General features: G+C 63.8%; 23 protein-coding genes. 12 read left to right on the top strand and 11 right to left on the bottom strand.

Features of this window, described 5'->3' with window-relative positions; genetic code table 11:
• Window positions 1–27 precede the first annotated feature (27 nt).
• The 5 genes from uvrB to argC all read right to left on the bottom strand — a co-directional run bounded on the left by uvrB (window position 28) and on the right by argC (window position 5,060).
• Window positions 28–2,208 (bottom strand): excinuclease ABC subunit UvrB, encoded by a 2,181-nt coding sequence (gene uvrB, locus AB7D48_RS11935; protein ID WP_427979347.1) that lies wholly within the window; start codon window positions 2,206–2,208, stop codon window positions 28–30.
• A 181-nt stretch (window positions 2,209–2,389) separates the two neighbouring features.
• The gene (locus AB7D48_RS11940) at window positions 2,390–2,836 is read right to left on the bottom strand and encodes a phasin family protein (protein WP_427979349.1); all 447 of its coding nucleotides are present in this window, start codon (window positions 2,834–2,836) and stop codon (window positions 2,390–2,392) included.
• A gap of 105 nt (window positions 2,837–2,941) precedes the next feature.
• Window positions 2,942–3,559, bottom strand: coding sequence for a TetR family transcriptional regulator (locus AB7D48_RS11945; RefSeq protein WP_427979352.1), 618 nt, complete (start codon window positions 3,557–3,559; stop codon window positions 2,942–2,944).
• 41 nt (window positions 3,560–3,600) lie between these two features.
• The gene (locus AB7D48_RS11950) at window positions 3,601–4,155 is read right to left on the bottom strand and encodes a gamma carbonic anhydrase family protein (RefSeq protein ID WP_427979354.1); all 555 of its coding nucleotides are present in this window, start codon (window positions 4,153–4,155) and stop codon (window positions 3,601–3,603) included.
• Window positions 4,152–5,060 (bottom strand): N-acetyl-gamma-glutamyl-phosphate reductase, encoded by a 909-nt coding sequence (argC, locus tag AB7D48_RS11955; protein WP_427979357.1) that lies wholly within the window; start codon window positions 5,058–5,060, stop codon window positions 4,152–4,154. The genes AB7D48_RS11950 and argC overlap by 4 nt, the downstream gene beginning before the upstream one ends.
• Before the next feature lie 67 nt (window positions 5,061–5,127).
• Between argC and secB the strand changes: the two genes are divergently transcribed.
• Window positions 5,128–5,631 carry a protein-export chaperone SecB gene (gene secB / locus AB7D48_RS11960; protein ID WP_427979359.1) on the top strand — a complete coding sequence of 168 codons (504 nt, stop codon included), beginning with the start codon at window positions 5,128–5,130 and terminating at the stop codon, window positions 5,629–5,631.
• A 51-nt stretch (window positions 5,632–5,682) separates the two neighbouring features.
• On the opposite strand, the gene AB7D48_RS11965 is transcribed toward secB, so the two are convergent.
• Window positions 5,683–6,267 carry a TlpA family protein disulfide reductase gene (locus tag AB7D48_RS11965; RefSeq protein ID WP_427979361.1) on the bottom strand — a complete coding sequence of 195 codons (585 nt, stop codon included), beginning with the start codon at window positions 6,265–6,267 and terminating at the stop codon, window positions 5,683–5,685.
• Between the two features lie 13 nt (window positions 6,268–6,280).
• Here AB7D48_RS11965 and argH point away from each other — a divergent pair, with 13 nt between their 5' ends.
• The 3 genes from argH to lysA are packed head-to-tail and all read left to right on the top strand — an operon-like array spanning window position 6,281 to window position 9,134.
• Window positions 6,281–7,693, top strand: coding sequence for an argininosuccinate lyase (gene argH / locus AB7D48_RS11970; RefSeq protein WP_427979481.1), 1,413 nt, complete (start codon window positions 6,281–6,283; stop codon window positions 7,691–7,693).
• Window positions 7,690–7,815, top strand: coding sequence for a lipoprotein (locus AB7D48_RS11975; RefSeq protein WP_427979363.1), 126 nt, complete (start codon window positions 7,690–7,692; stop codon window positions 7,813–7,815). Before argH ends, AB7D48_RS11975 begins: the two co-directional genes overlap by 4 nt.
• Entirely contained in the window at window positions 7,815–9,134 is a 1,320-nt protein-coding gene (gene lysA / locus AB7D48_RS11980; RefSeq protein ID WP_427979365.1) for a diaminopimelate decarboxylase, read from the top strand. The genes AB7D48_RS11975 and lysA overlap by 1 nt, the downstream gene beginning before the upstream one ends.
• On the opposite strand, the gene AB7D48_RS11985 is transcribed toward lysA, so the two are convergent.
• A complete protein-coding gene (locus AB7D48_RS11985) occupies window positions 9,135–9,341 on the bottom strand; it encodes a hypothetical protein (protein ID WP_427979367.1) in 207 nt (68 codons plus the stop codon).
• A gap of 107 nt (window positions 9,342–9,448) precedes the next feature.
• Between AB7D48_RS11985 and AB7D48_RS11990 the strand changes: the two genes are divergently transcribed.
• The gene (locus AB7D48_RS11990) at window positions 9,449–10,336 is read left to right on the top strand and encodes a LysR substrate-binding domain-containing protein (RefSeq protein WP_427979369.1); all 888 of its coding nucleotides are present in this window, start codon (window positions 9,449–9,451) and stop codon (window positions 10,334–10,336) included.
• Window positions 10,337–10,408: 72 nt separating this feature from the next.
• Here AB7D48_RS11990 and rnd read toward each other — a convergent pair whose 3' ends face one another.
• Window positions 10,409–11,572, bottom strand: coding sequence for a ribonuclease D (gene rnd / locus AB7D48_RS11995; protein WP_427979371.1), 1,164 nt, complete (start codon window positions 11,570–11,572; stop codon window positions 10,409–10,411).
• Between the two features lie 70 nt (window positions 11,573–11,642).
• Between rnd and aspS the strand changes: the two genes are divergently transcribed.
• The 4 genes from aspS to phoB all read left to right on the top strand — a co-directional run bounded on the left by aspS (window position 11,643) and on the right by phoB (window position 15,964).
• Window positions 11,643–13,430: an aspartate--tRNA ligase gene (gene aspS / locus AB7D48_RS12000; RefSeq protein ID WP_427979484.1), complete on the top strand. Its 1,788-nt coding sequence runs from the start codon at window positions 11,643–11,645 to the stop codon at window positions 13,428–13,430.
• 221 nt (window positions 13,431–13,651) lie between these two features.
• Entirely contained in the window at window positions 13,652–14,455 is an 804-nt protein-coding gene (gene pstB, locus AB7D48_RS12005) for a phosphate ABC transporter ATP-binding protein PstB (RefSeq protein WP_427979487.1), read from the top strand.
• Window positions 14,456–14,534: 79 nt separating this feature from the next.
• The gene (gene phoU, locus AB7D48_RS12010; RefSeq protein ID WP_427979374.1) at window positions 14,535–15,254 is read left to right on the top strand and encodes a phosphate signaling complex protein PhoU; all 720 of its coding nucleotides are present in this window, start codon (window positions 14,535–14,537) and stop codon (window positions 15,252–15,254) included.
• Between the two features lie 2 nt (window positions 15,255–15,256).
• Complete coding sequence (gene phoB / locus AB7D48_RS12015) at window positions 15,257–15,964, top strand: phosphate regulon transcriptional regulator PhoB (protein WP_427979377.1); 708 nt, start codon at window positions 15,257–15,259, stop codon at window positions 15,962–15,964.
• Window positions 15,965–15,966: 2 nt separating this feature from the next.
• Here the strand turns inward: phoB and AB7D48_RS12020 are convergent, their stop codons facing one another.
• Complete coding sequence (locus AB7D48_RS12020; protein ID WP_427979379.1) at window positions 15,967–16,341, bottom strand: response regulator transcription factor; 375 nt, start codon at window positions 16,339–16,341, stop codon at window positions 15,967–15,969.
• Between the two features lie 230 nt (window positions 16,342–16,571).
• Between AB7D48_RS12020 and AB7D48_RS12025 the strand changes: the two genes are divergently transcribed.
• Complete coding sequence (locus AB7D48_RS12025) at window positions 16,572–17,543, top strand: sulfotransferase (protein ID WP_427979382.1); 972 nt, start codon at window positions 16,572–16,574, stop codon at window positions 17,541–17,543.
• A gap of 55 nt (window positions 17,544–17,598) precedes the next feature.
• Here AB7D48_RS12025 and AB7D48_RS12030 read toward each other — a convergent pair whose 3' ends face one another.
• Together AB7D48_RS12030 and AB7D48_RS12035 are read right to left on the bottom strand one after the other, a co-directional pair.
• Window positions 17,599–18,705, bottom strand: coding sequence for an NAD(P)/FAD-dependent oxidoreductase (locus tag AB7D48_RS12030; RefSeq protein ID WP_427979384.1), 1,107 nt, complete (start codon window positions 18,703–18,705; stop codon window positions 17,599–17,601).
• Window positions 18,702–19,463 carry an alpha/beta fold hydrolase gene (locus AB7D48_RS12035; RefSeq protein WP_427979386.1) on the bottom strand — a complete coding sequence of 254 codons (762 nt, stop codon included), beginning with the start codon at window positions 19,461–19,463 and terminating at the stop codon, window positions 18,702–18,704. The genes AB7D48_RS12030 and AB7D48_RS12035 overlap by 4 nt, the downstream gene beginning before the upstream one ends.
• Before the next feature lie 69 nt (window positions 19,464–19,532).
• On the opposite strand from AB7D48_RS12035, the gene AB7D48_RS12040 reads away from it, so the two are divergent.
• Window positions 19,533–20,834 carry an O-antigen ligase family protein gene (locus AB7D48_RS12040; RefSeq protein ID WP_427979388.1) on the top strand — a complete coding sequence of 434 codons (1,302 nt, stop codon included), beginning with the start codon at window positions 19,533–19,535 and terminating at the stop codon, window positions 20,832–20,834.
• On the top strand, window positions 20,741–21,724 hold the full coding sequence (locus AB7D48_RS12045; protein WP_427979391.1) for a YncE family protein: 984 nt from the start codon (window positions 20,741–20,743) through the stop codon (window positions 21,722–21,724). The genes AB7D48_RS12040 and AB7D48_RS12045 overlap by 94 nt, the downstream gene beginning before the upstream one ends.
• Window positions 21,725–21,766 lie beyond the last annotated feature (42 nt).

Here is a 21,766-nt window from a genome sequence, read left to right on the forward strand (position 1 = left end):
CGCACTATGCCCGGCCCTGCCGCGCCGTCAAACCTTACGCCCGCGCCCCTTGCCCCGGCGCCGCGCGGGGTCGTAGCCTCCGCCTCCGGGGCCAAGCGGCACCGGGCCTTTCGGCTTGGCCTGGCTACGATTCGGCACGGGCGGCGGTTCCAACCCCAGTTCCAACGCTTCCAGCCGCTTGATCTCGTCGCGCAGCCGGGCGGCTTCCTCGAACTCCAGATCCGCCGCCGCCGCGCGCATGCGGGTTTCCAGCGTGGCGATGCTGGAGGCGAGATCCCTGCCAACGAACTCATCCACCTTCGCATCCTTCAGCGGCGCCACGGTGACATAATCCTGCTCGAACACGGAATGGATCACCTCACCGATATGCTTGCGCACGGATTGCGGGGTGATGCCATGCGCCTCATTCCAGGCCATCTGCTTGGCGCGGCGGCGCTCGGTTTCACCGATGGCCTGTTGCAGGCTTCTGGTCATGGTATCCGCATAGAGGACCACCCGGCCATCCACATTGCGCGCGGCGCGGCCAATGGTCTGAATGAGGGAGGTGACCGAGCGTAAAAACCCTTCCTTATCCGCATCCAGAATGGCGACGAGCATGCATTCGGGAATATCCAGCCCCTCGCGCAGCAGATTGATGCCAACGAGAACATCGTAAGCGCCAAGCCGCAGATCGCGGATGATTTCGATGCGCTCCAGCGTATCGATGTCCGAATGCAGATAGCGCACGCGCACACCTTGTTCGGTGAGATATTCCGTGAGGTCTTCGGCCATGCGCTTGGTGAGCGTCGTCACCAGCACGCGTCCGCCGCGCTTCGTCACCTGCTTAATTTCGCCCAGCAGATCGTCCACCTGATGCTCGACCGGGCGGATTTCCGTGACTGGATCGATCAGCCCGGTGGGACGGATCACCTGCTCGGCGAACACGCCCCCGGTGCGTTCCAGCTCCCACGGGCCAGGCGTGGCGGAGACAAAAATGCTTTGCGGGCGGAAGCTCTCCCATTCCTCGAACTTCAACGGCCGGTTATCCACGCAGCTTGGCAGGCGGAAACCATATTCGGAGAGGGTGGCCTTGCGCGCGTAGTCGCCTTTGAACATGCCGCCGATCTGCGGAACCGTGACATGGCTTTCATCCACGAAGAGCAGGGCGTTCTCAGGCAGATATTCAAACAAGGTCGGCGGCGGCTCGCCGGCGTTACGGCCAGAGAGATAACGGGAGTAATTTTCGATCCCCTTGCAGGCGCCGGTGGTCTCCATCATCTCGATGTCGAAGGTGGTGCGCTGTTGCAACCGCTCGGCCTCCAGCAGCTTGCCGTTGGCGGTGAAATCCGCGAGCTGGTCGCGCAACTCGACTTTGATCTTACCGATGGCTTGCGTCAGCGTCGGGCGTGGCGTGACGTAATGGGAATTGGCATAGACGGAAATATCGTTCAGCACCGCGCTCTGCTCGCCGGTCAACGGATCGAATTCTGAAATTTTCTCGATCTCATCGCCAAACAATGTCACGCGCCAGGCGCGGTCCTCGTACTGGGAGGGGAAAATATCCACCGTCTCGCCGCGCACGCGGAAGCTGCCACGGGCAAAGGCCATGTCATTGCGGCGATATTGCAGATCCACCAGCGCCTTCACCAACGCGTCACGCTCGATCCGCCCGCCGGTTTCCAGCCGCACCACCATCTTGGAATAGGTCTCGACCGAACCGATACCGTAAATGCAGGAAACGGAGGCGACGATGATCACATCGCCCCGCTCCAGCAGCGCCTGGGTGGCGGCATGGCGCATGCGGTCGATGGTCTCGTTGATCGCGCTGTCTTTCTCGATATAGGTGTCCGAGCGCGGCACATAGGCTTCGGGCTGGTAGTAATCATAGTAGGAAACGAAATATTCCACCGCATTGTCGGGAAAGAAGCTCTTCATCTCCGCATAAAGCTGAGCCGCCAGCGTCTTGTTGGGGGCGAGTACCAGCGCCGGGCGCTGCGCGGCCTCGATCACCTTGGCCATGGTGAAGGTCTTGCCCGAACCGGTGACACCCAGCAGCACCTGGTCGCGCTCCTGCGCGCCCAAACCATCCACAAGCTGGGCAATGGCGGTGGGCTGGTCTCCGTTTGGCTGATAGTCGGAAACCACGCGCAAGGGTTTGAGCAACGGGCGCGGGGCCTGTTTCTCGGGAATGAAGGTAAGCGGCATCGGGCGGAGCGTGGCGCTGGACATGTCCGCAATATGGCCCCGCCGGGGACCGGCGAAAAGACTTTGGAGGCAAGACGGGCCCTGCCGGGCCCGTTATTTATAACAGTTCGACTGCGCCAAAAATCTTGCGAGGCTCAAAACGGCTTTCGTGAAAAATTTCCGCCGGCCCCGCCCTTTCTGGCCAAAGGAGGCTCCAAGACGGCCCTTATTTCTTGTCGAGCAGCCCCTTCATCTCGGTCATCGCTTCCGAGAAGCGGGTATTCAGCTTGCTCATCGCCTCGGCATTGGATTTCTGGATCAAATCGCCCAGTTCCTTGGTGTTGGCCACGGCGTTTTCATAGGCTTTCCTCAACAGCTCGGCCTGTTTGGCGGCGCGGCTGGAAGGGGTCTGGTTAGTGGAGAAATCCTTCAACGTTTCCGTCAGGCCGGACATGGTTTCCTGCAGAATTTCCATATGCCGCCGCGCGACGGCCTGCGCGCCTTCCAGCGCCACGCGGTTGGCCTCGGTCAAGGCCTCCAGATTGCGCTTATGCGCGGCCAGCACGGCTTCCACATCCGGCATGGCGGGCAGTTTCATGTCACCCAGCAATTTCTTCATGTCGAAGTCGGGAATGAAGGATTGCGGCCCGGTCTTTTCCGTTTTCTCAACCATGGTTCGTCTCCTGTTAGGACAAAGCGAAATTCAAAATATCCGCGAACGGAGAATTCTTTCTGTTTTTATTCCGGCCAGCAATGAGTTTTATCAAGCCGGGGCGAATTATGCCGGCGGCGCCTCCTCCTGCAGCGGGGGTTCCGGCTCGGCCGGCGCCGGGCCGGCCCGGCCAAAACGGGATACAAGGCGCTCCGCCCTCGCCAAGGCGCCATCCACCGCGGCCATGGTGGCGGTAAGGTCCGCGCTTTCATCCTCGGCCCAGGCGCGCAGCCCATAGAGCCAGACCGCGAGCAGGCCGCGCTTCTTCACGGCCCCGGCCAAGCCGGTGGCATCCACCCCCGCCCCTTCCAGCAACCAGCCCATGGAAGCGATGTTCATTTCCGCCAGCGCCACGGCCAAGGGCGGGCAAGCCGGCAAATGCCGCATCAGGGCCAGCACCCCCGCCCGGCGGGACTGTAGATAATCAAACCGGCGGAGCAATATGTCGAACATCCTGTCCCGCGTGGGACCATCCTGCGCGGCGCCGGTCAGGGCGAAATAATCCGCCTGCCGGCCAAATTGTTTCAGTATCGTCCCCGTACATGGGAACAGCTTGCGCGCCATCGTCAGATCCAGCCCGGCATGACGGGCCGCTGCCGCCGGAGAGACCCGGGACCATCCGCTCTGTGCCCCCAGGGCAAAGGCGGCATCGACAAGGGCGGTGGTGAATTCCTGCTCGGTCATTCGAGAAACTTAGTCTTGCCCCACCGGCTTTTCCAGAAAAATTAAGTAATTGGACGCAACGTTTTCACATATCGCGCGGTGAGGCCCAGATAATGCGGCACGGTTTCGTCCCACCTCGCGCGCTCGCCATCGCTCATCACCCGCACCAGCCGCGCTGGGGATCCAGCCCATAATTCCTGGCGGCCGATGCGCTTGCCCGGCCCCAGCAGACCACGCGCGCCAAGCAGCCCGCCCTCTTCCACCACCGCGCCATCCATCACCGTGGCGCCCATGCCGATGAAGGCCCGGTTTTCCAGCTTGCAGGCATGGACGATGGCGCAATGGCCAATGGTCACATCCTCGCCGATAATGGCCGGGTGATCGTCATGATCCACATGCACGACCGTGCCATCCTGCACGTTGGAACGCGCGCCGACGATCACCGGGTTGGTATCGCCGCGCAACACGCAATTGAACCAGATATTGGCGCCGGGGCCAATCCGCACATCGCCGATCAGCACCGCCGTGGGAGCCACCCAGGCGGAGGGATCGATCCGCGGTTGCAGGTTGCCCAGCGCGTAAAGCAGCCCGCCGGGGCGTTGCGCCTCGCCGTTCATGCCGCCAGCCCCAGCATCAGATTGATGTTCTGCACGGCGGCCCCGGAAGCCCCCTTGCCGAGATTATCCAACCGCGAGATCAGCACAACCTGCCCCGCCGCCTCATTGGCGCAGACGAAGATTTCAAGACGGTCGGTGTTGTTCAGCGCCCGCGGATCCAGATTGGCGCCCCAGATGCCACGCTGCACGGAGATCGTCTCCGCCCCGGCATAATAATCCGCATAGGCCTCGGCCAGATGCGCGGCGCTGCCCGCCTTGGCGAGCTGCTCTAGATGCAGCGGAACGCATACGAGCATGCCTTGCGCGAAATGCCCGACGGAGGGCACGAAGATAGGCGCGCGATCCAGCCCGGCATAACGCACGACCTCCGGCAGATGCTTGTGCTTCAACCCCAGCGCGTACAGTTCGAAGGCCGGGCCGCCGCTCGCCTCATGCGCCGCGATCATGGATTTGCCACCGCCGGAATAGCCGGAAATGGCATTGACGGAGAGCGGCGTTTCCGCCGCCAGCAGCCCCAGCGCGGTGAGCGGGCGCAAAAGCGCGATGGCGCCGGTGGCATAGCAGCCAGGATTGGCGACGCGGGCGGCGGCGGCGATCTTTTCCGCCTGGCCGGGCAGCGCCTCGGCGAAGCCATAAACCCAGCCTTCCGCCACGCGATGAGCGGTGCTGGCGTCCAGAATCCGGGCACCTTGCGGAGCGATGCTCACGGCCTCGCGCGCCGCGTCGTCAGGCAGGCAGAGCACGGTGAGATCCGCGCGGCTCATCGCCTCGGCACGGGCCTCCCGGTCCTTTCGGTGGGACTCGGGCAAGGTGACAAGGGTGAAGGCCCCCGCGGCTTCCAGCCTCTGGGCAATGCCAAGTCCGGTGGTTCCGGCCTGACCGTCGATGAAGATGCGCGAACTCATGAGCCCACTCTTATCATGCCGGAACCATCATGCTAGGCCACCCGCAGCCTAAACAGGGAAACCAGACATGTCCGAACAAGCCGGCCTGCCGCCGCAACCGCTGATCCTGAACATCCAATACACCAAGGATCTTTCCTTCGAGGTGCCGGGCGCGCCGGCGATCTTCACGCAGCTTCGCGCGCAGCCGCATGTCAATCTGAATCTCGACGTGCAGGTGCAACGCCTGCAGGAAAACGAAACCGTGTTCGAAGTGACGCTGGCCATCCGCGCCGAGGGCACCACCGAGCCCCCGAAATCCGCCGGCGGCACGCAGGAGAAGCCACCCGTGGTGTTCATCGCCGATCTCGCTTATTCGGGCGTGTTCACGCTGAACGGTATCCCCGACAATCAGCAGGAGCCGATTTTGCTCGTGGAATGCCCGCGCCTGCTCTTCCCCTTCGCCCGCAACATTCTGGCGGATGTCACCCGCGATGGCGGCTTTCCTCCCGTGCTGCTGGGGCCGATCGATTTCGTGGGCCTCTGGCAGCAGCGCCGCGCCGCCGCCGCCAATACCCCTGTCGCCAATGCCTGAGCCCCAGCCGGGCCGGATACATGAAAGGGGCCTTGCGGCCCCTTTCGCATTTCAGGTCTGGGTGAAGCCATCCGGGTTGGGCGCGCCACCCTTGGCCAGGTTTTCCAGATAGCCGAGCACGGATTTCGTGTTCCAGTCCGCCGCACCATCCAGCCGCGCCACCACCTTGCCCGCCGGGTTCACCACCAAGGTCACGGGAATTCCATCCGTGTGCAGCATGTCGAGATCATCCCCGTCCGGATCGACGAGGACGGGCAAATTCTTGATCCCCTGCAACGTGAAATAGGCCCGCACCGCCTTGACGCCGTCCACATCGACGGAAACAGGCAGAACCAGCCCTCCGAATTTGGCCAGCTTGGGCACCATGGCGGAAAATGTCGGTAATTCCTCCTTGCAGGGGCCACACCAAGTGGCCCAGAAATTCACCAGCAGCACATGACCCTTGAAGTGACCAAGGGTGAGAGCCTTGCCGTTTGCATCCTGGAAGCGGAAAGGCGGCGGCTCGCTGGGCGAAAAGCTGTTCCAGCCGGTGGAGGCATCCGGCAGGTTGCTGAACTGGGTTTGCGCCTCGGCGCGATTGCTCATGGCGGCGCCCAAGGCTAAGGCAGGGGCGGCGGCGATGAGCGACCGCCGCATGAGCGAAGGGCGTATGGGTTTGACGGACAAAGACAACACTCCGGTAAAGAGCCAATTACAATGGGGCGGACGGTTTGGCGCCGGTCCCGCCGAGGTGATGCAGGCCATTAATGCCTCGATCAGCTTCGATGCCAAGCTTTGGCGGCAAGACATCGCGGGCAGCCAGGCGCATGCGGCCATGCTGGCCAGGCAAGGCATCATCACCCATGAGGACCAGGCCGCCATCAAGGCGGGCCTGGAGGCGATCGCGGCCGAGATCGAGGCCGGGAATTTTCATTTTTCCGAGGCCCTGGAAGACATCCATACCAATATCGAGGTCCGCCTGACAGAGCGCATCGGCGAGGCGGCCCGCCGGTTGCACACGGCGCGCAGCCGCAACGACCAAGTGGCGACGGATTTCCGGCTCTGGGTTCGCGATGCCATGGACGGCATTCTGGCGCAGATCCGTGGCTTAATGAAGGCGTTGGCCGAACGCGCCGCCGAGCACGAAAACACGGTGATGCCTGGCTTTACCCATCTCCAGACCGCCCAGCCTGTTACCTTTGGTCACCATTTACTGGCTTATGTCGAAATGCTCTCGCGCGATGCCAGCCGCCTGCGCGATGCCCGGGCACGGCTGAATGAATGCCCGCTGGGCGCGGCGGCGCTGGCTGGAACCTCCTTTCCCATCGACCGCTTCGCCACCGCCGCCGCCCTGGGCTTCGACCGGCCAACCGCCAACTCGCTGGATTCGGTCTCCGACCGCGATTTCGCGCTGGAATTCCTTTCGGCCCTGTCGATCTGCGCGATGCATCTCTCCCGCTTCTCGGAAGAAATCATCATCTGGTGCTCCTCGCCCTACAAGCTCATCGAATTGTCGGATGCCTTCACCACCGGCTCCTCCATCATGCCGCAAAAGCGCAACCCGGATGCCGCCGAACTGGCCAAGGCCAAGACCGGGCGCGTTTTCGGCGCGCTGACCAGCCTGCTGACCGTGATGAAGGGCCTGCCCATGGCCTATGCGAAAGACATGCAGGAAGACAAGGAACCGGTGTTCGACGCCGTGGCCGCGATCTCGCTCAGCCTCGCCGCCATGGAGGGCATGGTACGCGACATGAAGGCCAGCAAGACCCGCATGGAAACCTTGGCCGGTTCCGGCTTTTCCACCGCGACCGATCTGGCGGACTGGCTGGTGCGGGTGCTGAAAATGCCCTTCCGCGATGCTCATCACACCACCGGACAATTGGTGCGCCTGGCCGAGGACAAGGCTTGCGACCTTCCGGCCCTCACGCTGGCGGACATGCGGAGCGTGGAGCCGCGCATCACCGCCGATATTTTCGACGTGCTGACGGTGCGGGCCTCCGTTGCCTCCCGCACCTCCTATGGCGGCACCGCGCCCAGCAATGTGGCGCGGCAGGCCGCGCTCTGGCTGGAGAAACTGGCATGAGGATCGTTCTCGCCCTGCTGTGCCTCGCCGCCTTGGCCGGTTGTGGCCGGCGCGGCGCGCCCGTGCCCCCCGGCCCGGCGCAGGACATCACCTACCCTCACACCTATCCGAGTCCGCAATAATGGCCGATATGAACTTCACCGGCCCCGAGCCGGACCTGAATGAATTGCTGGCCGCGCGCCCGCAACTGGGGCTGCATGCCCAGGACGGGCTGTGCCTGGAAAACGTGCCGCTGAACGCGATCGCGGATCAATACGGCACCCCGGTCTGGGTTTATGGCGCGCAGACGATGCGTGCCCGCTTCGCCGCGCTGCGAGACGCCTTCGCGGCCGAGACCGTGCCCATGCATATTCATTATGCGGTCAAGGCCAACGACCATCTGGCCATCCTGAATCTGTTCCATGAACAAGGGGCCGGGGCGGATGTGGTTTCCATCGGCGAGTTCCTGCGGGCCACCAAGGCGGGCATCGCGGCGCGGGACATCGTCTATTCCGGCGTTGGCAAATCCGAAGCCGAGCTGGAAACCGCGCTGAGCGCCGGTATCGGGCAGATCAACGCCGAAAGCGCCGAGGAGGTGGACATGATCTCCGCCATCGCCGCGCGCCTGGGCGTGGTGGCGAATATCGCGCTGCGGATGAACCCGGATGTGGATGCCGGCACACACGCCAAGATCACCACCGGCCTGGCGGAAAACAAGTTCGGCATCGCCGCGGCGGATATTCCAGCCCTTTATGCCCGCGCGTCCGGGCTGCCGGGCGTGCGGGTGGCGGGCATCGCCATGCATATCGGCAGCCAGATTCTCTCCACCGAACCTTACCGTCACGCTTACGGCAAAGGGGCGGAGATGGTCCGCGCCCTGCGCGAGGCCGGGCAGAGCGTCGAGGTGCTGGATCTCGGTGGCGGACTTGGCATCGGTTACCAGGATGGACCCGGCCTCTCCCCCGCCGCCTTCGCCGCCATGGTGCGGCAGGCGACGAACGGGCTGGGCGTCAAGCTGATGATGGAACCGGGGCGCTATCTGGTCGGCCCGGCGGGGCTGTTGCTGGCCTCGGTGATTTTACGCAAGCAGACCGGCAAGCGCTTCCTGGTGCTGGACGCGGCGATGAACGACCTGATGCGCCCAGCCATGTACGAGGCCTGGCACGGCATCCTGCCGGTGGACGCCGCCGCCTTCCAGGGCATGGCGACACCGGCCGATGTCGTCGGCCCAATCTGCGAAAGCGCCGATCAATTCGCCAAGGATCGCATCCTGCCGGATCTGAGGCCGGGGGCGCGCGTGGCGCTGCTGGATGCCGGCGCTTACGGCGCGGTGATGAGCAGCGCTTATAATGCCCGCCCGCGCGCCGCCGCCGTGCTGGTGGACCATGGCGGGTTCGAGCTGATCACCCGGCGCCAGGAGCCCGAGGCGCTATGGGACGGAGAAATCGTGCCGGGCGCCTGATCACGCCCCCTCATGGCACGGTTGCATGAGCAAGGAGCCGTTCAGGCGCGACGGCAAGGGCTTGGGTTTGGCCTTGCGCGCGGCCTGGGCGGGGCTTTCCTCCACCCGTAGTTCTTCTTGTTGCGGCCGCTCACGCAGATCCTGCTCCGGTGAGCCGCCATGACCGCCGAACATCCTCAGCAGCACACTGCCCAACGCCCTCGACATTTTAAAATCTCCTCTTCAATGCTTGGTTGATGGGGTGTAGGTAGCGCCGGATAGGCATGCGCCTCAAACGAGTATATTGTCCGCCTCAGATGACTTGAGGTTATGTGATGAAGCGCGGACGCCTGCCCCTCACCGCCTTGCGCAGTTTCGAAGCCGCGGGCCGCCACCAGAGCTTTACCCTGGCGGCGCAGGAGCTCTTCGTCTCCCAGGCCGCGATCTCCCGGCAGATCAGGGAGTTGGAGGAAATGCTGGGGCATGATCTCTTCCTGCGCCGCCACCGCCAGGTGGTTCTGACGGAGCGCGGCCAGGCCCTGCTGGGCCTGCTGACGGATAGTTTCGACAATATGTCCCGTGTTCTGGAGGAGATCCGCGCCGCGCCGCCGGACAAGCCGGTGCAGATCAGCGTCGAACCCTCCTTCGCCGCCTGCTGGCTGGTGCCCCGGCTGAACCGCTTCCGCGAAACCTACCCGGACATCGAGGTCATGATCGTCTCCGAGGCACGGATGATCGAATTCCGCGCGGGGGAAGCGGAGATCGGCATACGCTGGAGCGGCACCGCGCGTTCCTGGCCACGCATGCAGGCGAGGCTGCTGACGAAGGCGGTGATGTCTCCGGTGCTGTCGCCTGAGCTGCTGGCGCCCGACGCGGCGGCGCTCACCCCGGAGGGGCTATTGGAACATACGCTGCTGCACGAGGAAAAACGCAGCTACTGGCAGCAATGGTTCGTGGCGGCGGGGCTGCCGGATGTGCCGCCGCAGCCGGGGCCGCTCTTTGCCGGCACATCCCTGGCGCTGGATGCCGCCGCGCGCGGGCACGGCGTGGCGCTGGGTGACAATGTGCTGGTGGAGGACATGCTGCGCACGGGCGAACTGGTGCAGCCTTTTGAGACCGCCATTTCCTGCGGCGCCTATTGGCTGGTGGCGCCGCATTTCGAACGCCTGAGCCCCGCCGCCCTTGTGTTCTCGAACTGGTTGCAGGCGGAGTTCGCTTGCTAAATCATTCTCCGGCTCAATAACAGGCCGGGGCGGGCCGCGCGGCGCAGAATTCACCGAAGGCGGCGCGCCGGCTCACAATTCGACAATCTTGATCCGCTTGCCCTGGGTGGACAGCGCGATCTGCCCGCGAATCAACCGCAAGGCCGTTTCTCCGAACATTTCCCGCCGCCAGCCTTCCAGCACGGGGTTGGGCGCGGTTTCATCCAGGGCCAGGGCTTCGATATCGTCTCCACCCGCCACCAGCCGGGGAGCGACATTGTTTTTCTCCGCCGCCGCCGCCAGCAGCACCTTCAGCAGCGAGACCAGCGCCGGGGAGGCTTTCGGCGCGTCGCGCTGGCGTTCGGGCCGGGGCAGGCTGGCCTCGGGCAGGGCCTTGGCCTCGGCGATGGCGGCCAGCAGGGAGCTCCCCGATTTGCCGTTGGCGAACCCGGCGGAAACGCCCCGCGCCTTGGCCAGCGCCTCGGCATTGTCCGGCGCCAAGGACGCGATTTCCGGGATCTGCTCATCCTTCAAGAGCCGCCCGCGCGGAATGTTGACGCGCTGCGCCTCACGCTCCCGCCAGGCGGCGATGGCCTTGGCCAGGCCAAGCTGGCGGCGGTTGTTGGAACGGATCTTCAACCGCTCCCAGGCGCGCTCGGGGTCGACCCGGTAGGTCTCGGGTCGGGTGAGCAGGGCCATTTCCTCCTTCACCCATTCCAGCCGCCCGTCCTTCGCCAGCTTGGCCTGCAATTTTTCGTACACAACACGCAGATGCGTGACATCGGCGGCGGCATAATTGATCTGGGATTTGGAAAGCGGCCTGGCCGACCAGTCCGAAAAACGGTGCGCCTTGTCGATATGCCCGCCGGTGAGGGCCGCCACCAGGGAATCATACCCCACCTGGTCGCCGAACCCGGCCACCATGGCGGCCACCTGGGTGTCGAATAGCGGGGTGGGCACGGCATCGAACAAAAGCAGGAAGATTTCCACATCCTGGCGGCAGGCATGGAATACCTTCACCACCTCCGGCTTGGCGAGCAGCCTGCCCAGCGGGGCGAGATCCATGCCCGGGGCCAGCGCATCCACCACCGCCACATCCCTCGCACCGGCGATCTGCACCAGGCAGAGCTCGGGATAATAGGTCTTCTCACGCATGAACTCAGTGTCCACCGTGACAAAGGCCTCCCCCTCCAGACGGGTGCAAAGAGCGGCCAGGGCCTCGCTGGTGGCGATGAATTCAATCTTGTCTTCGTTCATGCCTCACCCATAGCCCCGGCCCCGCTTGACAGGAAGCAGGGCAAGGGCTCTTTCGCGCCCCATGGAACAGATTCACGCCTACCGCACCCATCATTGCGCCGCGCTTCGGGCGGCGAATATCGGCCAAACGGCCCGGCTTTCCGGCTGGGTGCACGCCAAGCGCGACCATGGCGGGCTGCTGTTCATCGATCTGCGGGACCATTACGGGCTGACGCAGTGCGTGTTTCCCTCCGGCTCCGCCGCCTTCGCCACCGCCGAGGCCATTCGCGTCGAGTCGGTGATCACCGTCACGGGTGAGGTCGTGGCCCGGGCCGAGGGCACCACCAACCCCAAACTGCCCACCGGAGACATCGAGCTGCGCGTGGCCGGGCTGACCCTGGAAGGCCCCGCCGACGTGCTGCCCATGCAGGTGGCCGGCAACGAGAATTATCCCGACGAATTGCGGCTGAAATACCGCTTCCTCGATCTGCGCCGCGAGCAGGTGCACAAGAACATCGTGCTGCGTTCGGGCGTGATCTCCAGCTTCCGCCGCCGGATGATCGAAGCGGGCTTCACCGAATTCCAGACCCCGATCCTCACCGCCTCCAGCCCTGAAGGGGCGCGGGACTTCCTGGTGCCCGCCCGCAACCATCCGGGCAAGTTCTACGCCCTGCCCCAGGCCCCGCAGCAATTCAAGCAATTGCTGATGGTGGCGGGCTTCGACCGTTATTTCCAGATCGCCCCCTGCTTTCGCGACGAAGCCTCCCGCGCCGACCGCTCCCCGGGCGAGTTCTACCAGCTCGATTTCGAGATGAGCTTCGTCACGCAGGAGGACGTGTTCAACACCATCGAGCCGATCCTGCATGGTGTGTTCGAGGAATTCGCCAATGGCCGCGATGTCGGCAAACCGCCCTTCGAGCGGATCGCCTATGATGAATCGATGCTGAAATATGGCTCCGACAAACCGGACCTGCGCAACCCGATCGTCATCTCGGACGTGACGGAAGCCTTCCGTGGCTCGTCCTTCGGGCTGTTCGCCAAGATCGTCGAGGCGGGCGGCATCGTGCGCGCCATTCCGGCACCCGGCGCGGGGGGCCATCCGCGCTCCTTCTTCGACAAGCTGAATGAATGGGCCCGCGCCGAGGGGGCTGGCGGGCTCGGCTACATCACCTTCAACGAGGCCGGCCCGCAGGGGCCGATCGCCAAGAACCTGGCCGCGGACCGCGCCGAAGCCATCCGCGAGGCTTGCGGCCTCAAAGCGGGCGATGCCGTGTTCTTCGCCGCGGGCAAGCCCGAGGCGGCCGCCAAGTTCGCGGGCGCGGTGCGCGCCAAGCTCGGCAACGATCTCAACCTCGTCAAGGACGGCGAATTCAAATTCTGCTGGATCGTCGATTTCCCGATGTTCGAGTATGACGAGGAGCTGAAGCAGGTCGTGTTCTCCCACAACCCGTTCTCCATGCCCCAAGGCGGGATGGAGGCGCTGGAGACACAGGACCCGCTGACCATCAAGGCCTTCCAGTACGATATCGTGTGCAACGGCATCGAATTATCCTCCGGCGCCATCCGCAACCACCGGCCGGACATCATGCTGAAGGCCTTCGAGATCGCGGGCTATGGCCCGGAAGAGGTGGAAGCCCGCTTTGGCGGCATGCTGAACGCCTTCCGCTACGGCGCCCCGCCGCATGGCGGCTCGGCTCCTGGCATCGACCGGATCGTGATGATGCTGGCCGACGAGCCGAATATCCGCGAGGTCATCGCCTTCCCGCTCAACCAGCAGGGCGAGGATCTGATGATGGGCGCGCCCGCCCCGGTGCCCGCCAACCGATTGAAGGAGCTTTCCATCGCCCTGGCCCTGCCGCCGAAGGTGGTGAAGAGCTGACCCGGTCGCAGCTTTCCTGTTCCCATGCCAGCTTCCCATGCCAGCCGGCGTGTCCGGGCGGCATGGCGAGGGGTTGAACGATCCTGGCGCGGCATGGCAGATAAACCCGACGGGCGGTTAGGTGGCGATTAAGCTTTCCGTCACGGAAGCTTCACGCTACCGTCATCGTACTGTCACGGAACGCGCCTATGGAAGCGCATATGGAAATAGCGAGTCACGATATGTCCCCGGAAGCCGCCCTGCCCGCCGCCCTGCAACAGGACCAGGGGGCCGAGCCGCGTGTTTCCATCCGCAATCTGAATTTCTATTACGGCGAGACGCACGCGCTGAAAAACGTCTCGATCGACTTTCCAGACCGGCAAACAACCGCGATGATCGGCCCGTCCGGCTGCGGCAAATCCACCTTGCTGCGCGTGCTCAACCGCATGTACGACCTTTACCCAGGCCAGCGGGCCGAGGGTGAGGTGATGATGGGCGGGGAAAACCTGGTCGCCCCGCATATGGACCTCAACAAGCTGCGCCGGCGCGTGGGCATGGTATTCCAGAAACCCACCCCCTTCCCCAAATCCATCTACGATAACGTGCTCTTCGGCGTGCGCCTGCATGAAAGACTCTCCAAGGCGGACGCCAATGAGCGGGTGGAATGGGCGCTGACCCGCGCCGCCCTCTGGGGAGAGGTGAAGGACCGTCTGCATAGTTCCGCCATCGGCCTGTCGGGCGGCCAGCAGCAACGGCTGTGCATCGCCCGGTCCATCGCCGTGCGCCCGGAGGTGCTGCTGCTGGACGAGCCCACCTCCGCGCTCGACCCGATCAGCACGCTGAAGATCGAGGAGCTGGTCGATGAGCTGAAGCGCGATTTCTGCATCGTCATCGTGACCCACAACATGCAACAGGCTGGGCGCTGCGCCGATCAGGTGGCGTTTTTCTATCTGGGCGAGCTGGTGGAAGTCGGCCCGTCCAGCCAGATCTTCACCGCCCCGCGCGAACGCAAGACGCAGGAATACATCACCGGCCGGTTCGGCTAGCGCGCGCGCTCGGAACGGATCCTCCGATTTGATCCGAGCCTTAAACCGCCCGCTAAGCTTTAACTGAAAGACAGAGACCATGCCTGACGAACCGAAACATATCGTCTCCAGCTTCGAAGCCGAGCTCACGAAGCTCCGCGACATGATCGCCAATATGGGCGGGCTGGTTGAACGCGCCGTGGCCGACGCAACCTCCGCCCTGCTGAACCACGACCCGGAACTGGCCGCCAGGGTGATCGAGAACGACTCCCGGATCAACGCCGAGCAGCATAATGTCGAGCAATTCGCGGTCCGGCTGCTCGCCCTGCGCCAGCCCGTGGCGGATGATCTGCGGCAGGTCATCCAGGCCCTGAAGGTGGTCAACGACCTGGAACGCGTCGGCGATTACGCCGCCAACATCGCCAAGCGCAGCATCGTCATCAACCAGGTGGCGGGCAATTTCCCGCTCGCCGGGCTGGGGCAGATGGCCATGCTGGTGCAGCAGAATCTGAAGGCGAGCATCGATACGGTTGGTGAATCCGACCCGCAAAAGGCGATTTCCGTCTGGCGCGCCGACCAGATGGTGGACGATCTGTACAACACCATCTTCCGCGAGCTGATCACCTATATGATGGAAGATGCCCGCAACATCTCAGCCTGCACGCATCTGATGTTCATCGCCAAGAACCTGGAGCGCATCGGCGACCATACGACCAACATGGCCGAACTGACCTATTACGCCATCACGGGCGAGAACCTGCCGGATTTCCGTCCGAAGGGAGATGTCACCGCCAATTACGTCCACGCGCCCTCCCCCTGACCATGTCCGAATCAAACAAGCCCTATATCCTCATCGTCGAGGATGAAGCGCCGCTGGTCACCCTGCTGCGTTATAATTTGGAAAAACAAGGTTTCCGTGTCGAGGATGCGGGCGATGGCGGCGAGGCGCTGACCCGCATCACCGAAGCGCCACCCGACCTGCTGCTGCTGGATTGGATGCTGCCGACCATGTCCGGCATCGAGCTTTGCCGCCAGTTGCGGCGCCGTCCGGCCACGCGCGCCCTGCCCATCATCATGCTGACCGCCCGCGCGGAAGAGCAGGATGCCGTGCGGGGGCTGGATACCGGTGCCGATGACTATATCACCAAGCCCTTCTCGACCGAGGCGCTGATCGCGCGCATCCGCGCGCTCCTGCGCCGCACGGGCTCGATGCCGCAAAAGAACAAGCTCGTCTTTCACGACATCTCGCTCGACCCCGCCTCGCACCGCGTGCTGCGCAACGGGCGCACCCTGCATCTGGGACCAACCGAATTCCGGCTGCTGGAATTCTTCCTGCGCCATCCCAAGCGGGTCTTCTCGCGCGAGGATGTGCTGAATGCCGTTTGGGGGCGCGATATTCACGTCGAGCCACGCACGGTGGATGTGCATATCCGCCGCTTGCGCAAGGCGATCAACGGACCTGGTGAAATCGACATCGTGCGCACGGTGCGCGCGGCGGGCTATGCGCTGGACCTGGAAGACGTCGCCTGACCTCAGGCCGTGAGGCGGCCGCGCCGCGCCAACCCCTCGACCCTGGCCAGAAGCTCTGAAAACGCGAAGGGCTTGGCCAGGTAATCGTCTCCACCCGCGCGCAACCCCATGACCTTGCTGGCCGGTTCGGCGAGACCGGAGAGAATCAGCACCGGCGTATCGATCTTTTGCGCCCGCAAGCTGGCCAGCAAGGCCAGGCCGTCTTCATTGTCCGGCAACATGCGATCAAGAATGATGACATCGAAATGCTCCGCACCGGCCCGCTGACCAGCCGTTGGCGCGCAACCGGCATGGATGACATTATGCCCCGCCTCGCGAAGCCCCTTGGTGATGAAGGCGATGGCATGTTTATCATCCTCGATCAGCAAAATCCGCAATCTTTCCTCCCGCGCCCCATGGCGGCCAGCATGCTTATAAACGTAATCCGCAAGAGTATTTCTTCCACATCTGCACGAGGTCAATGGGCGAAACCGGCCCCGGCGCGGCCATGGGCCAAAAACCGGGGCTGGGCGCGCCTGTCCGGCTCTTGTCACAAAAGCTCCACGCTCTCTATACCTTGACCAAGGCGGTCTAATCGCCGCCTCATTCCGGCCAAAAGGACCATGGCGTGCAAAATCTCTTCATCGTGGGCTCGCCATTTTGCGGCTCCACGATCATCGGCAATACGCTAAACGCCCATCCGCACATTTTCCACGCGGGGGAAGTCGACCGGCTGCGCTTGTTTTCACGTTATCACGGAGCCGATGCCTGCCTGAGCCTGGATAGCTGCGCCCTTTGCGGGCTGAATGAACACGCCCATTGCCCTGTCTGGGACGATCTGCCCGCCCCACCCACCACCGGCGGGGAAACGGTTTCGGTCTACCGCCAGCTCATGGCGCGCGGCGGCAAACCCGTCGTGCTGGACAGCTCCAAAAATGCCGACTGGCTGGCCTATCTGCACGATAACGGGCTGCGCGGCGCCAGCGCCATCCTGCTCTCGCGCAACCCCCTGGCCTTCGCCCGCAGCCATCAAGCCGCTACCGATGCGCCGATCTGGGCGGGGGTGGAGGCATGGCGCAACATCTATAATCACGCGCTGCGCGTGCTCATCCACCGGCAAATCCCCTTCATCGCCCTGCGCCATGCCGACCTGATCGAAGCGCCTGATGATTTTTACGCGAAAATCCTGCGTTTCGCGGGGCTTGAGGGCCAGGTGGACCGGGACAATTATTTTAAATTCGAAACCCACGCCCTTGGCGGCAATGTCGGCGCCTTCGTGCGGTACCGTCAATTCGACGGCAAACGCTATGAGGAACGGGAGATGCGGGACAATCGCACCATGGTGCCGCATGAGATCGAATATAAACGCAGCCGGCAGAAAAAAAGCGGCCCCTGGCGGGATAGCGCCTGGATGAGCGAAATTCCCGACGCGGAAATGGCCGCCGCCTTTTCCATCCCCGGCGTGAGCGAGGTTATGTCGCTTTTAGGATACTCCGCCCACGACATGATCACCGCCAAGCAGAAATGGCAATTGGCGCACAACCCAGCTTCGGCGCTGCGCAGCGGCCTGAAATGGCTGCGCGGCAATCAGGCGGATTAAGCGGGGAACGGCATGAGACGAATCCGCGGGGCAACCCGTCTCATGCCATCCAGTGTTACCGGAAGCGCATCGGGTCAATATCGGCCACGATGCCAGCGGCCGGGCCAGGATCCTCGTGCCTGACCATGGCGGCGATCAGGGCCGCCGCCGCCGGCGCGGTCTGGATCCCATAACCGCCCTGCCCCACGGCCCAGAAGAACCCTTCCACCGCCTTGTCATATCCAAACGCCAGCGAACGGTCCGGCGCGAAGGTCCGCAACCCGGCCCAGCTATGCTCGACGCGCTTCACCTCGATGTCGAGCGCATGCTGCATCCGGTCTATGCCGATGGCGATGTCCAGCTCGTCCGGCTGCACGTCGTGCGGCACGTCCGGCGTTTCGTCGCAAGGCGTGACCATCAGCTTGGTGCGGGCTTCGGCGCGCACATACCAATCATGACAAGCAGATTGAACCATCGGCCAATGCTCGACATCAAACGGCGCCGGGTCGATGATCGCGGCGGTGCGCCGGCACGGCACCAGGCCGATCGGCGCCAGCCCGGCATGCCGTGCCACCTCATCGCCCCAGGCGCCGGCGGCATTGACGATAATCGGCGCGGTAACGATAGCGCCTGTCGAGGTTTCAATCTCCCAAGCGCCATTCCGGCGCTCGATGCGCCCGGCCCGGTTGCGTAGCATGAGCTCTCCGCCGCCCTGGCGCGTCTTGCGCAGATAATATTGATGCAATCCGGCCACATCCATGTCGAACCCGTCCGATTCCAGACCGGCGCGAGTGGCGTAGCCATCGATGAGGGCGGGGCAAAGCGCCTTGGCCTTGGCCACGGAAATTTCCTCAATCCCCAGCCCCTGGCCGATCAGCTCGTCCAGATGGTGGCCCTGATCCTCCGGCGCCAGATACAGAATGCTCCGGTCGATCGCCAGATGGTCCGTGCCGATATCGCCCGGCGGCGACTTGAAAAACTCCCGGGACAGCCCGGTCAGCAGCCTCACCGCCGGCGGGCCGTAATTATGGATCCAGATGGCGGCGGAGCGGCCCGTGGTATGATAACCGGCCTGCTCCTCCGCCTCCAGCAGCGCCACACGATGGGTCGGAGACAGCTCCGCCGCGACCGAGGCGCCGACAATCCCCGCGCCGATAACGACAACATCGAAACTCTGGCTCATGAGGTAAAAAACTCCTGCAGGGCTGTAATCACTTGCTCTGGTTTGTCGGCGTGCAGCCAATGCGCCGCACCGGCCACACGTTGAATTTCAGCATTTGGAAAACGCCGCATGATCGCGGGCTCCACCGCGGGCGGCACATAGTCGGACGCGGCACCGCATAAAAACAGGGCACGCCCCTCATAAGGCCGGCCCCCGGGCGGGTCCTCCCAGCTCAGAATCGCGGGCATGCTGGCGGCGATCTCCTCAAGCCCCACGCGCCAGCGCGGCACGGCGCCAAGTACCAGATTATTCAACAGGAAGGCCCGCATGGGGGCCTCCTTTACCGTCGCGGCCAAGGCCTGATCCGCCTCGCCGCGCGTCAGGCCAGCGGACAAGGGCAAATTGCGCATGGCCTCGACGATACCGGCATAATCATGATCATACGCGACGGGCGCGACATCCATCACGGCCAGGCGCTCGACCAAATCGGGGCGACTCAGCGCCAGCATCATCGCCGTCTTGCCGCCCATGGAATGGCCGCAAAGCCTGATCTGGCCAATCCCCTCGCGCGCCAGCGTCTCGGCCACGTCGGCGGCCATCGACTCGTAATCCATGGCGCCGTGCGGGCTGTCGCCATGATTGCGCAGATCCATCGCCAGCACATGGAACGTCCCTGAGAATGCGCGAGAGAGCACGCCCAGATTACGCGCCGCGCCGAACAGCCCGTGCAACAACACAAGCGGCGGACCGTCTCCCGACTCAAAAATGTTTAATATCATAGACAATATCTTTGCCGTATTGCGCAAAAACCTCAAGCACCCCGAGATGAAACCGTTTAAGAAAACCACATGGCACAATTTCTGGTTGCCTTGATCGCGGTCAGTCTCCTTACCCTGGCGCTGGCCATGCCGCGCGCCGCCCTTTGGCTATGGGTTCTGGCGCTGGCCACCAGCCCCGATTATTGGCTGAACGGCCTGACCGGCGACCCGGAAGCCACGGCCGGCTTCATCAAAGCCTATGGTCTGGTGGTGCTGGCCAGCGCGGCGCTGCGCGGCGGGCTGCGAACGGACCGGTGGAATCCATCCTTCGCATTCCTGTTCATGTTCTGCATGGGCGTGCTTCACGGGCTGCATCCCGGGTTGAGCCTGAGCGCCTCGCTGCGCTCCCTGCTCGGCTCCACGGCCCCTTTCCTGTTCGGATTTCTACGCCAGGGTCCTCACTGGCGGCGCGACGTGGTCAACGCCATCATGCTGGCCCCCTTCTTTGCCGTGGCGCTGGCCGCGCTGCTGGCCTTGTCCGGGATCGACCAATTCTACACGCTGCAACAAGGCGCGCTGCGGCTGGGCGGCAACAGCCAGCCGCCTTTTCTGGGTGGCTTCGCGCTGACCGGGCTCTATGCCGCGCTGCTGGAACTGGCTGAGCGCCCAAGCCCGCGCGTGACCGGGCTGGCCGCCGGAAACTTCCTCATCATTCTGCTGACCGGCGCGCGCTCCCCCCTGGTGCTGGGCGGCCTTGCAATTTTCGCGCTGCTGGTCATGCAAAAACGCCTGCTTCCCCTGGCCGCGGCCGGGGCCATGGTGGCCTTGGCCGTGCTGGCCTCCGGTCCTCTCGGCTTTCTACGGGCCGTGGACCTGACCAAGCTGGGCGAGGCGGTCAATCTCTCTCACCGTCTGCTCGTCTGGCCGCATTTCATCGAGGCCATCCGGCAATCCCCCTGGGTTGGCTGGGGCGTGGGGGCGGGCAAGGTCATCATTCCCGTTTCCTCCCAACTCAACCAATTGCTCGGCACCAATGCCGCGCATGACGAATATCTGCGCATCGGCAGCGAGGGCGGCTTTCTGGGGCTGGCGCTACTGGTCTGTCTGATGGCTTTATGGGCAACGCATGGTTCGCGCCTCATGCCGCGCCGCCAACGTTGGCTGACGCGGCTTATTTTCCTCGCGTTTGCCATCCAATCCATCACCGACAACACCTTGATCGCCACCACCGGATCGGCATTCTTCCTGTGGGCAAGCGCCATCTTCGCAAACGCCAAAAACGGGTCTACACCGGCTACATGCTCACCCGCCGCACCAGTCTCGCCCTTCCCCTCGCCCTCGCCGCCGCCCCGCCCGCCTTGGCCGGCACACCACCCCTGGCGTTCGTCCTGAACTCCGCGGCCGGGTCGCTCAGCATCATCGACATGGACACCCGGCGGGTCATCCGCACGGAAGCCGCCTACCGCGAGCCCAGCCATTGGGCGCTGACCCCCGACCGCAAGACCCTTCTCGTGGCCGATGCCTCGGGCAACGCCTTGTTCATGTACGACCCGGTGACGGCCGCCCCGCAAGGGCACCGGCGCATCGCCGACCCCTATCAAATCGGCTACACACCCGATCAGCGTTATTTCCTCGTCAATTCATTGCGGTTGAATTTCGTGGATGTGTATGACGGGCCAAGCTTCAAGCTGGTCAAGCGCTTCAAGCCCGGCCAATGGCCCAGCCATCTGGATTTCTCTCCGGACTCACGCTGGTCCTTCAACTCCATGCAGAATTCGAACACGCTTTGCTCCTTCGATCTGACGAACATGACCGAACGCTGGAGCGTGCCCGTTGGCACCACCCCCGCGGGCGTGCTCTGGCTGAACGGGCGCGTGCTGGTCTGCATCATGGGCGAAGGCGGCATCGTGGAGGTGGACCCCATCACGGGCGGCGTCACCCGTTTCCAAAAAACCGGCGACGGCGCGCACAACATCTTCCTGGATAAGCAAAAGCATATCCTATACGTCTCCAATCGCGGGCCGGGTCAAACCTCTCTCACCGCCCTGGATCCGGTGACGCTGAAACCCATCCGCGTCTACCCGATGCCCGGCGGCCCAGACGACATCGCCATCGACCCTCAGGGGCATATCTGGATCGCCCTGCGCTTCGCCGAAGCCGTGGCGGTTCTGGACCCGCACACGGGCGATTACACCACCATCCCGGTCGGACGCTCGCCGCACGGCATCTTTCTCAGCACGCTGCTGGCGCAGAAGGGGCAGATCACCGCCGAAAGAATGTAACAGCCCTCGTAAAGCACACGGAAGCCTCTTATACTAAGGCTC

This window comes from Acidocella sp., from assembly GCF_050253495.1.
Lineage (GTDB): Bacteria > Pseudomonadota > Alphaproteobacteria > Acetobacterales > Acetobacteraceae > Acidocella.

What these genes read in the sequence shown, in the direction of transcription:
- AB7D48_RS11945 (WP_427979352.1), bottom strand. Translation starts at nt 3,559, where the DNA reads ATGACCGAGCAGGAATTCACCACCGCCCTTGTCGATGCCGCCTTTGCC.
- lysA (WP_427979365.1), top strand. Translation starts at nt 7,815, where the DNA reads ATGGCCGATATGAACTTCACCGGCCCCGAGCCGGACCTGAATGAATTG.
- AB7D48_RS12045 (WP_427979391.1), top strand. Translation starts at nt 20,741, where the DNA reads ATGCTCACCCGCCGCACCAGTCTCGCCCTTCCCCTCGCCCTCGCCGCC.
- AB7D48_RS11965 (WP_427979361.1), bottom strand. Translation starts at nt 6,267, where the DNA reads ATGCGGCGGTCGCTCATCGCCGCCGCCCCTGCCTTAGCCTTGGGCGCC.
- AB7D48_RS11990 (WP_427979369.1), top strand. Translation starts at nt 9,449, where the DNA reads ATGAAGCGCGGACGCCTGCCCCTCACCGCCTTGCGCAGTTTCGAAGCC.
- argH (WP_427979481.1), top strand. Translation starts at nt 6,281, where the DNA reads ATGGGTTTGACGGACAAAGACAACACTCCGGTAAAGAGCCAATTACAA.
- argC (WP_427979357.1), bottom strand. Translation starts at nt 5,060, where the DNA reads ATGAGTTCGCGCATCTTCATCGACGGTCAGGCCGGAACCACCGGACTT.
- phoB (WP_427979377.1), top strand. Translation starts at nt 15,257, where the DNA reads ATGTCCGAATCAAACAAGCCCTATATCCTCATCGTCGAGGATGAAGCG.
- uvrB (WP_427979347.1), bottom strand. Translation starts at nt 2,208, where the DNA reads ATGTCCAGCGCCACGCTCCGCCCGATGCCGCTTACCTTCATTCCCGAG.
- phoU (WP_427979374.1), top strand. Translation starts at nt 14,535, where the DNA reads ATGCCTGACGAACCGAAACATATCGTCTCCAGCTTCGAAGCCGAGCTC.
- AB7D48_RS11940 (WP_427979349.1), bottom strand. Translation starts at nt 2,836, where the DNA reads ATGGTTGAGAAAACGGAAAAGACCGGGCCGCAATCCTTCATTCCCGAC.
- pstB (WP_427979487.1), top strand. Translation starts at nt 13,652, where the DNA reads ATGTCCCCGGAAGCCGCCCTGCCCGCCGCCCTGCAACAGGACCAGGGG.
- rnd (WP_427979371.1), bottom strand. Translation starts at nt 11,572, where the DNA reads ATGAACGAAGACAAGATTGAATTCATCGCCACCAGCGAGGCCCTGGCC.
- AB7D48_RS12035 (WP_427979386.1), bottom strand. Translation starts at nt 19,463, where the DNA reads ATGATATTAAACATTTTTGAGTCGGGAGACGGTCCGCCGCTTGTGTTG.
- AB7D48_RS11975 (WP_427979363.1), top strand. Translation starts at nt 7,690, where the DNA reads ATGAGGATCGTTCTCGCCCTGCTGTGCCTCGCCGCCTTGGCCGGTTGT.
- AB7D48_RS11985 (WP_427979367.1), bottom strand. Translation starts at nt 9,341, where the DNA reads ATGTCGAGGGCGTTGGGCAGTGTGCTGCTGAGGATGTTCGGCGGTCAT.
- AB7D48_RS12040 (WP_427979388.1), top strand. Translation starts at nt 19,533, where the DNA reads ATGGCACAATTTCTGGTTGCCTTGATCGCGGTCAGTCTCCTTACCCTG.
- AB7D48_RS12030 (WP_427979384.1), bottom strand. Translation starts at nt 18,705, where the DNA reads ATGAGCCAGAGTTTCGATGTTGTCGTTATCGGCGCGGGGATTGTCGGC.
- AB7D48_RS11950 (WP_427979354.1), bottom strand. Translation starts at nt 4,155, where the DNA reads ATGAACGGCGAGGCGCAACGCCCCGGCGGGCTGCTTTACGCGCTGGGC.
- secB (WP_427979359.1), top strand. Translation starts at nt 5,128, where the DNA reads ATGTCCGAACAAGCCGGCCTGCCGCCGCAACCGCTGATCCTGAACATC.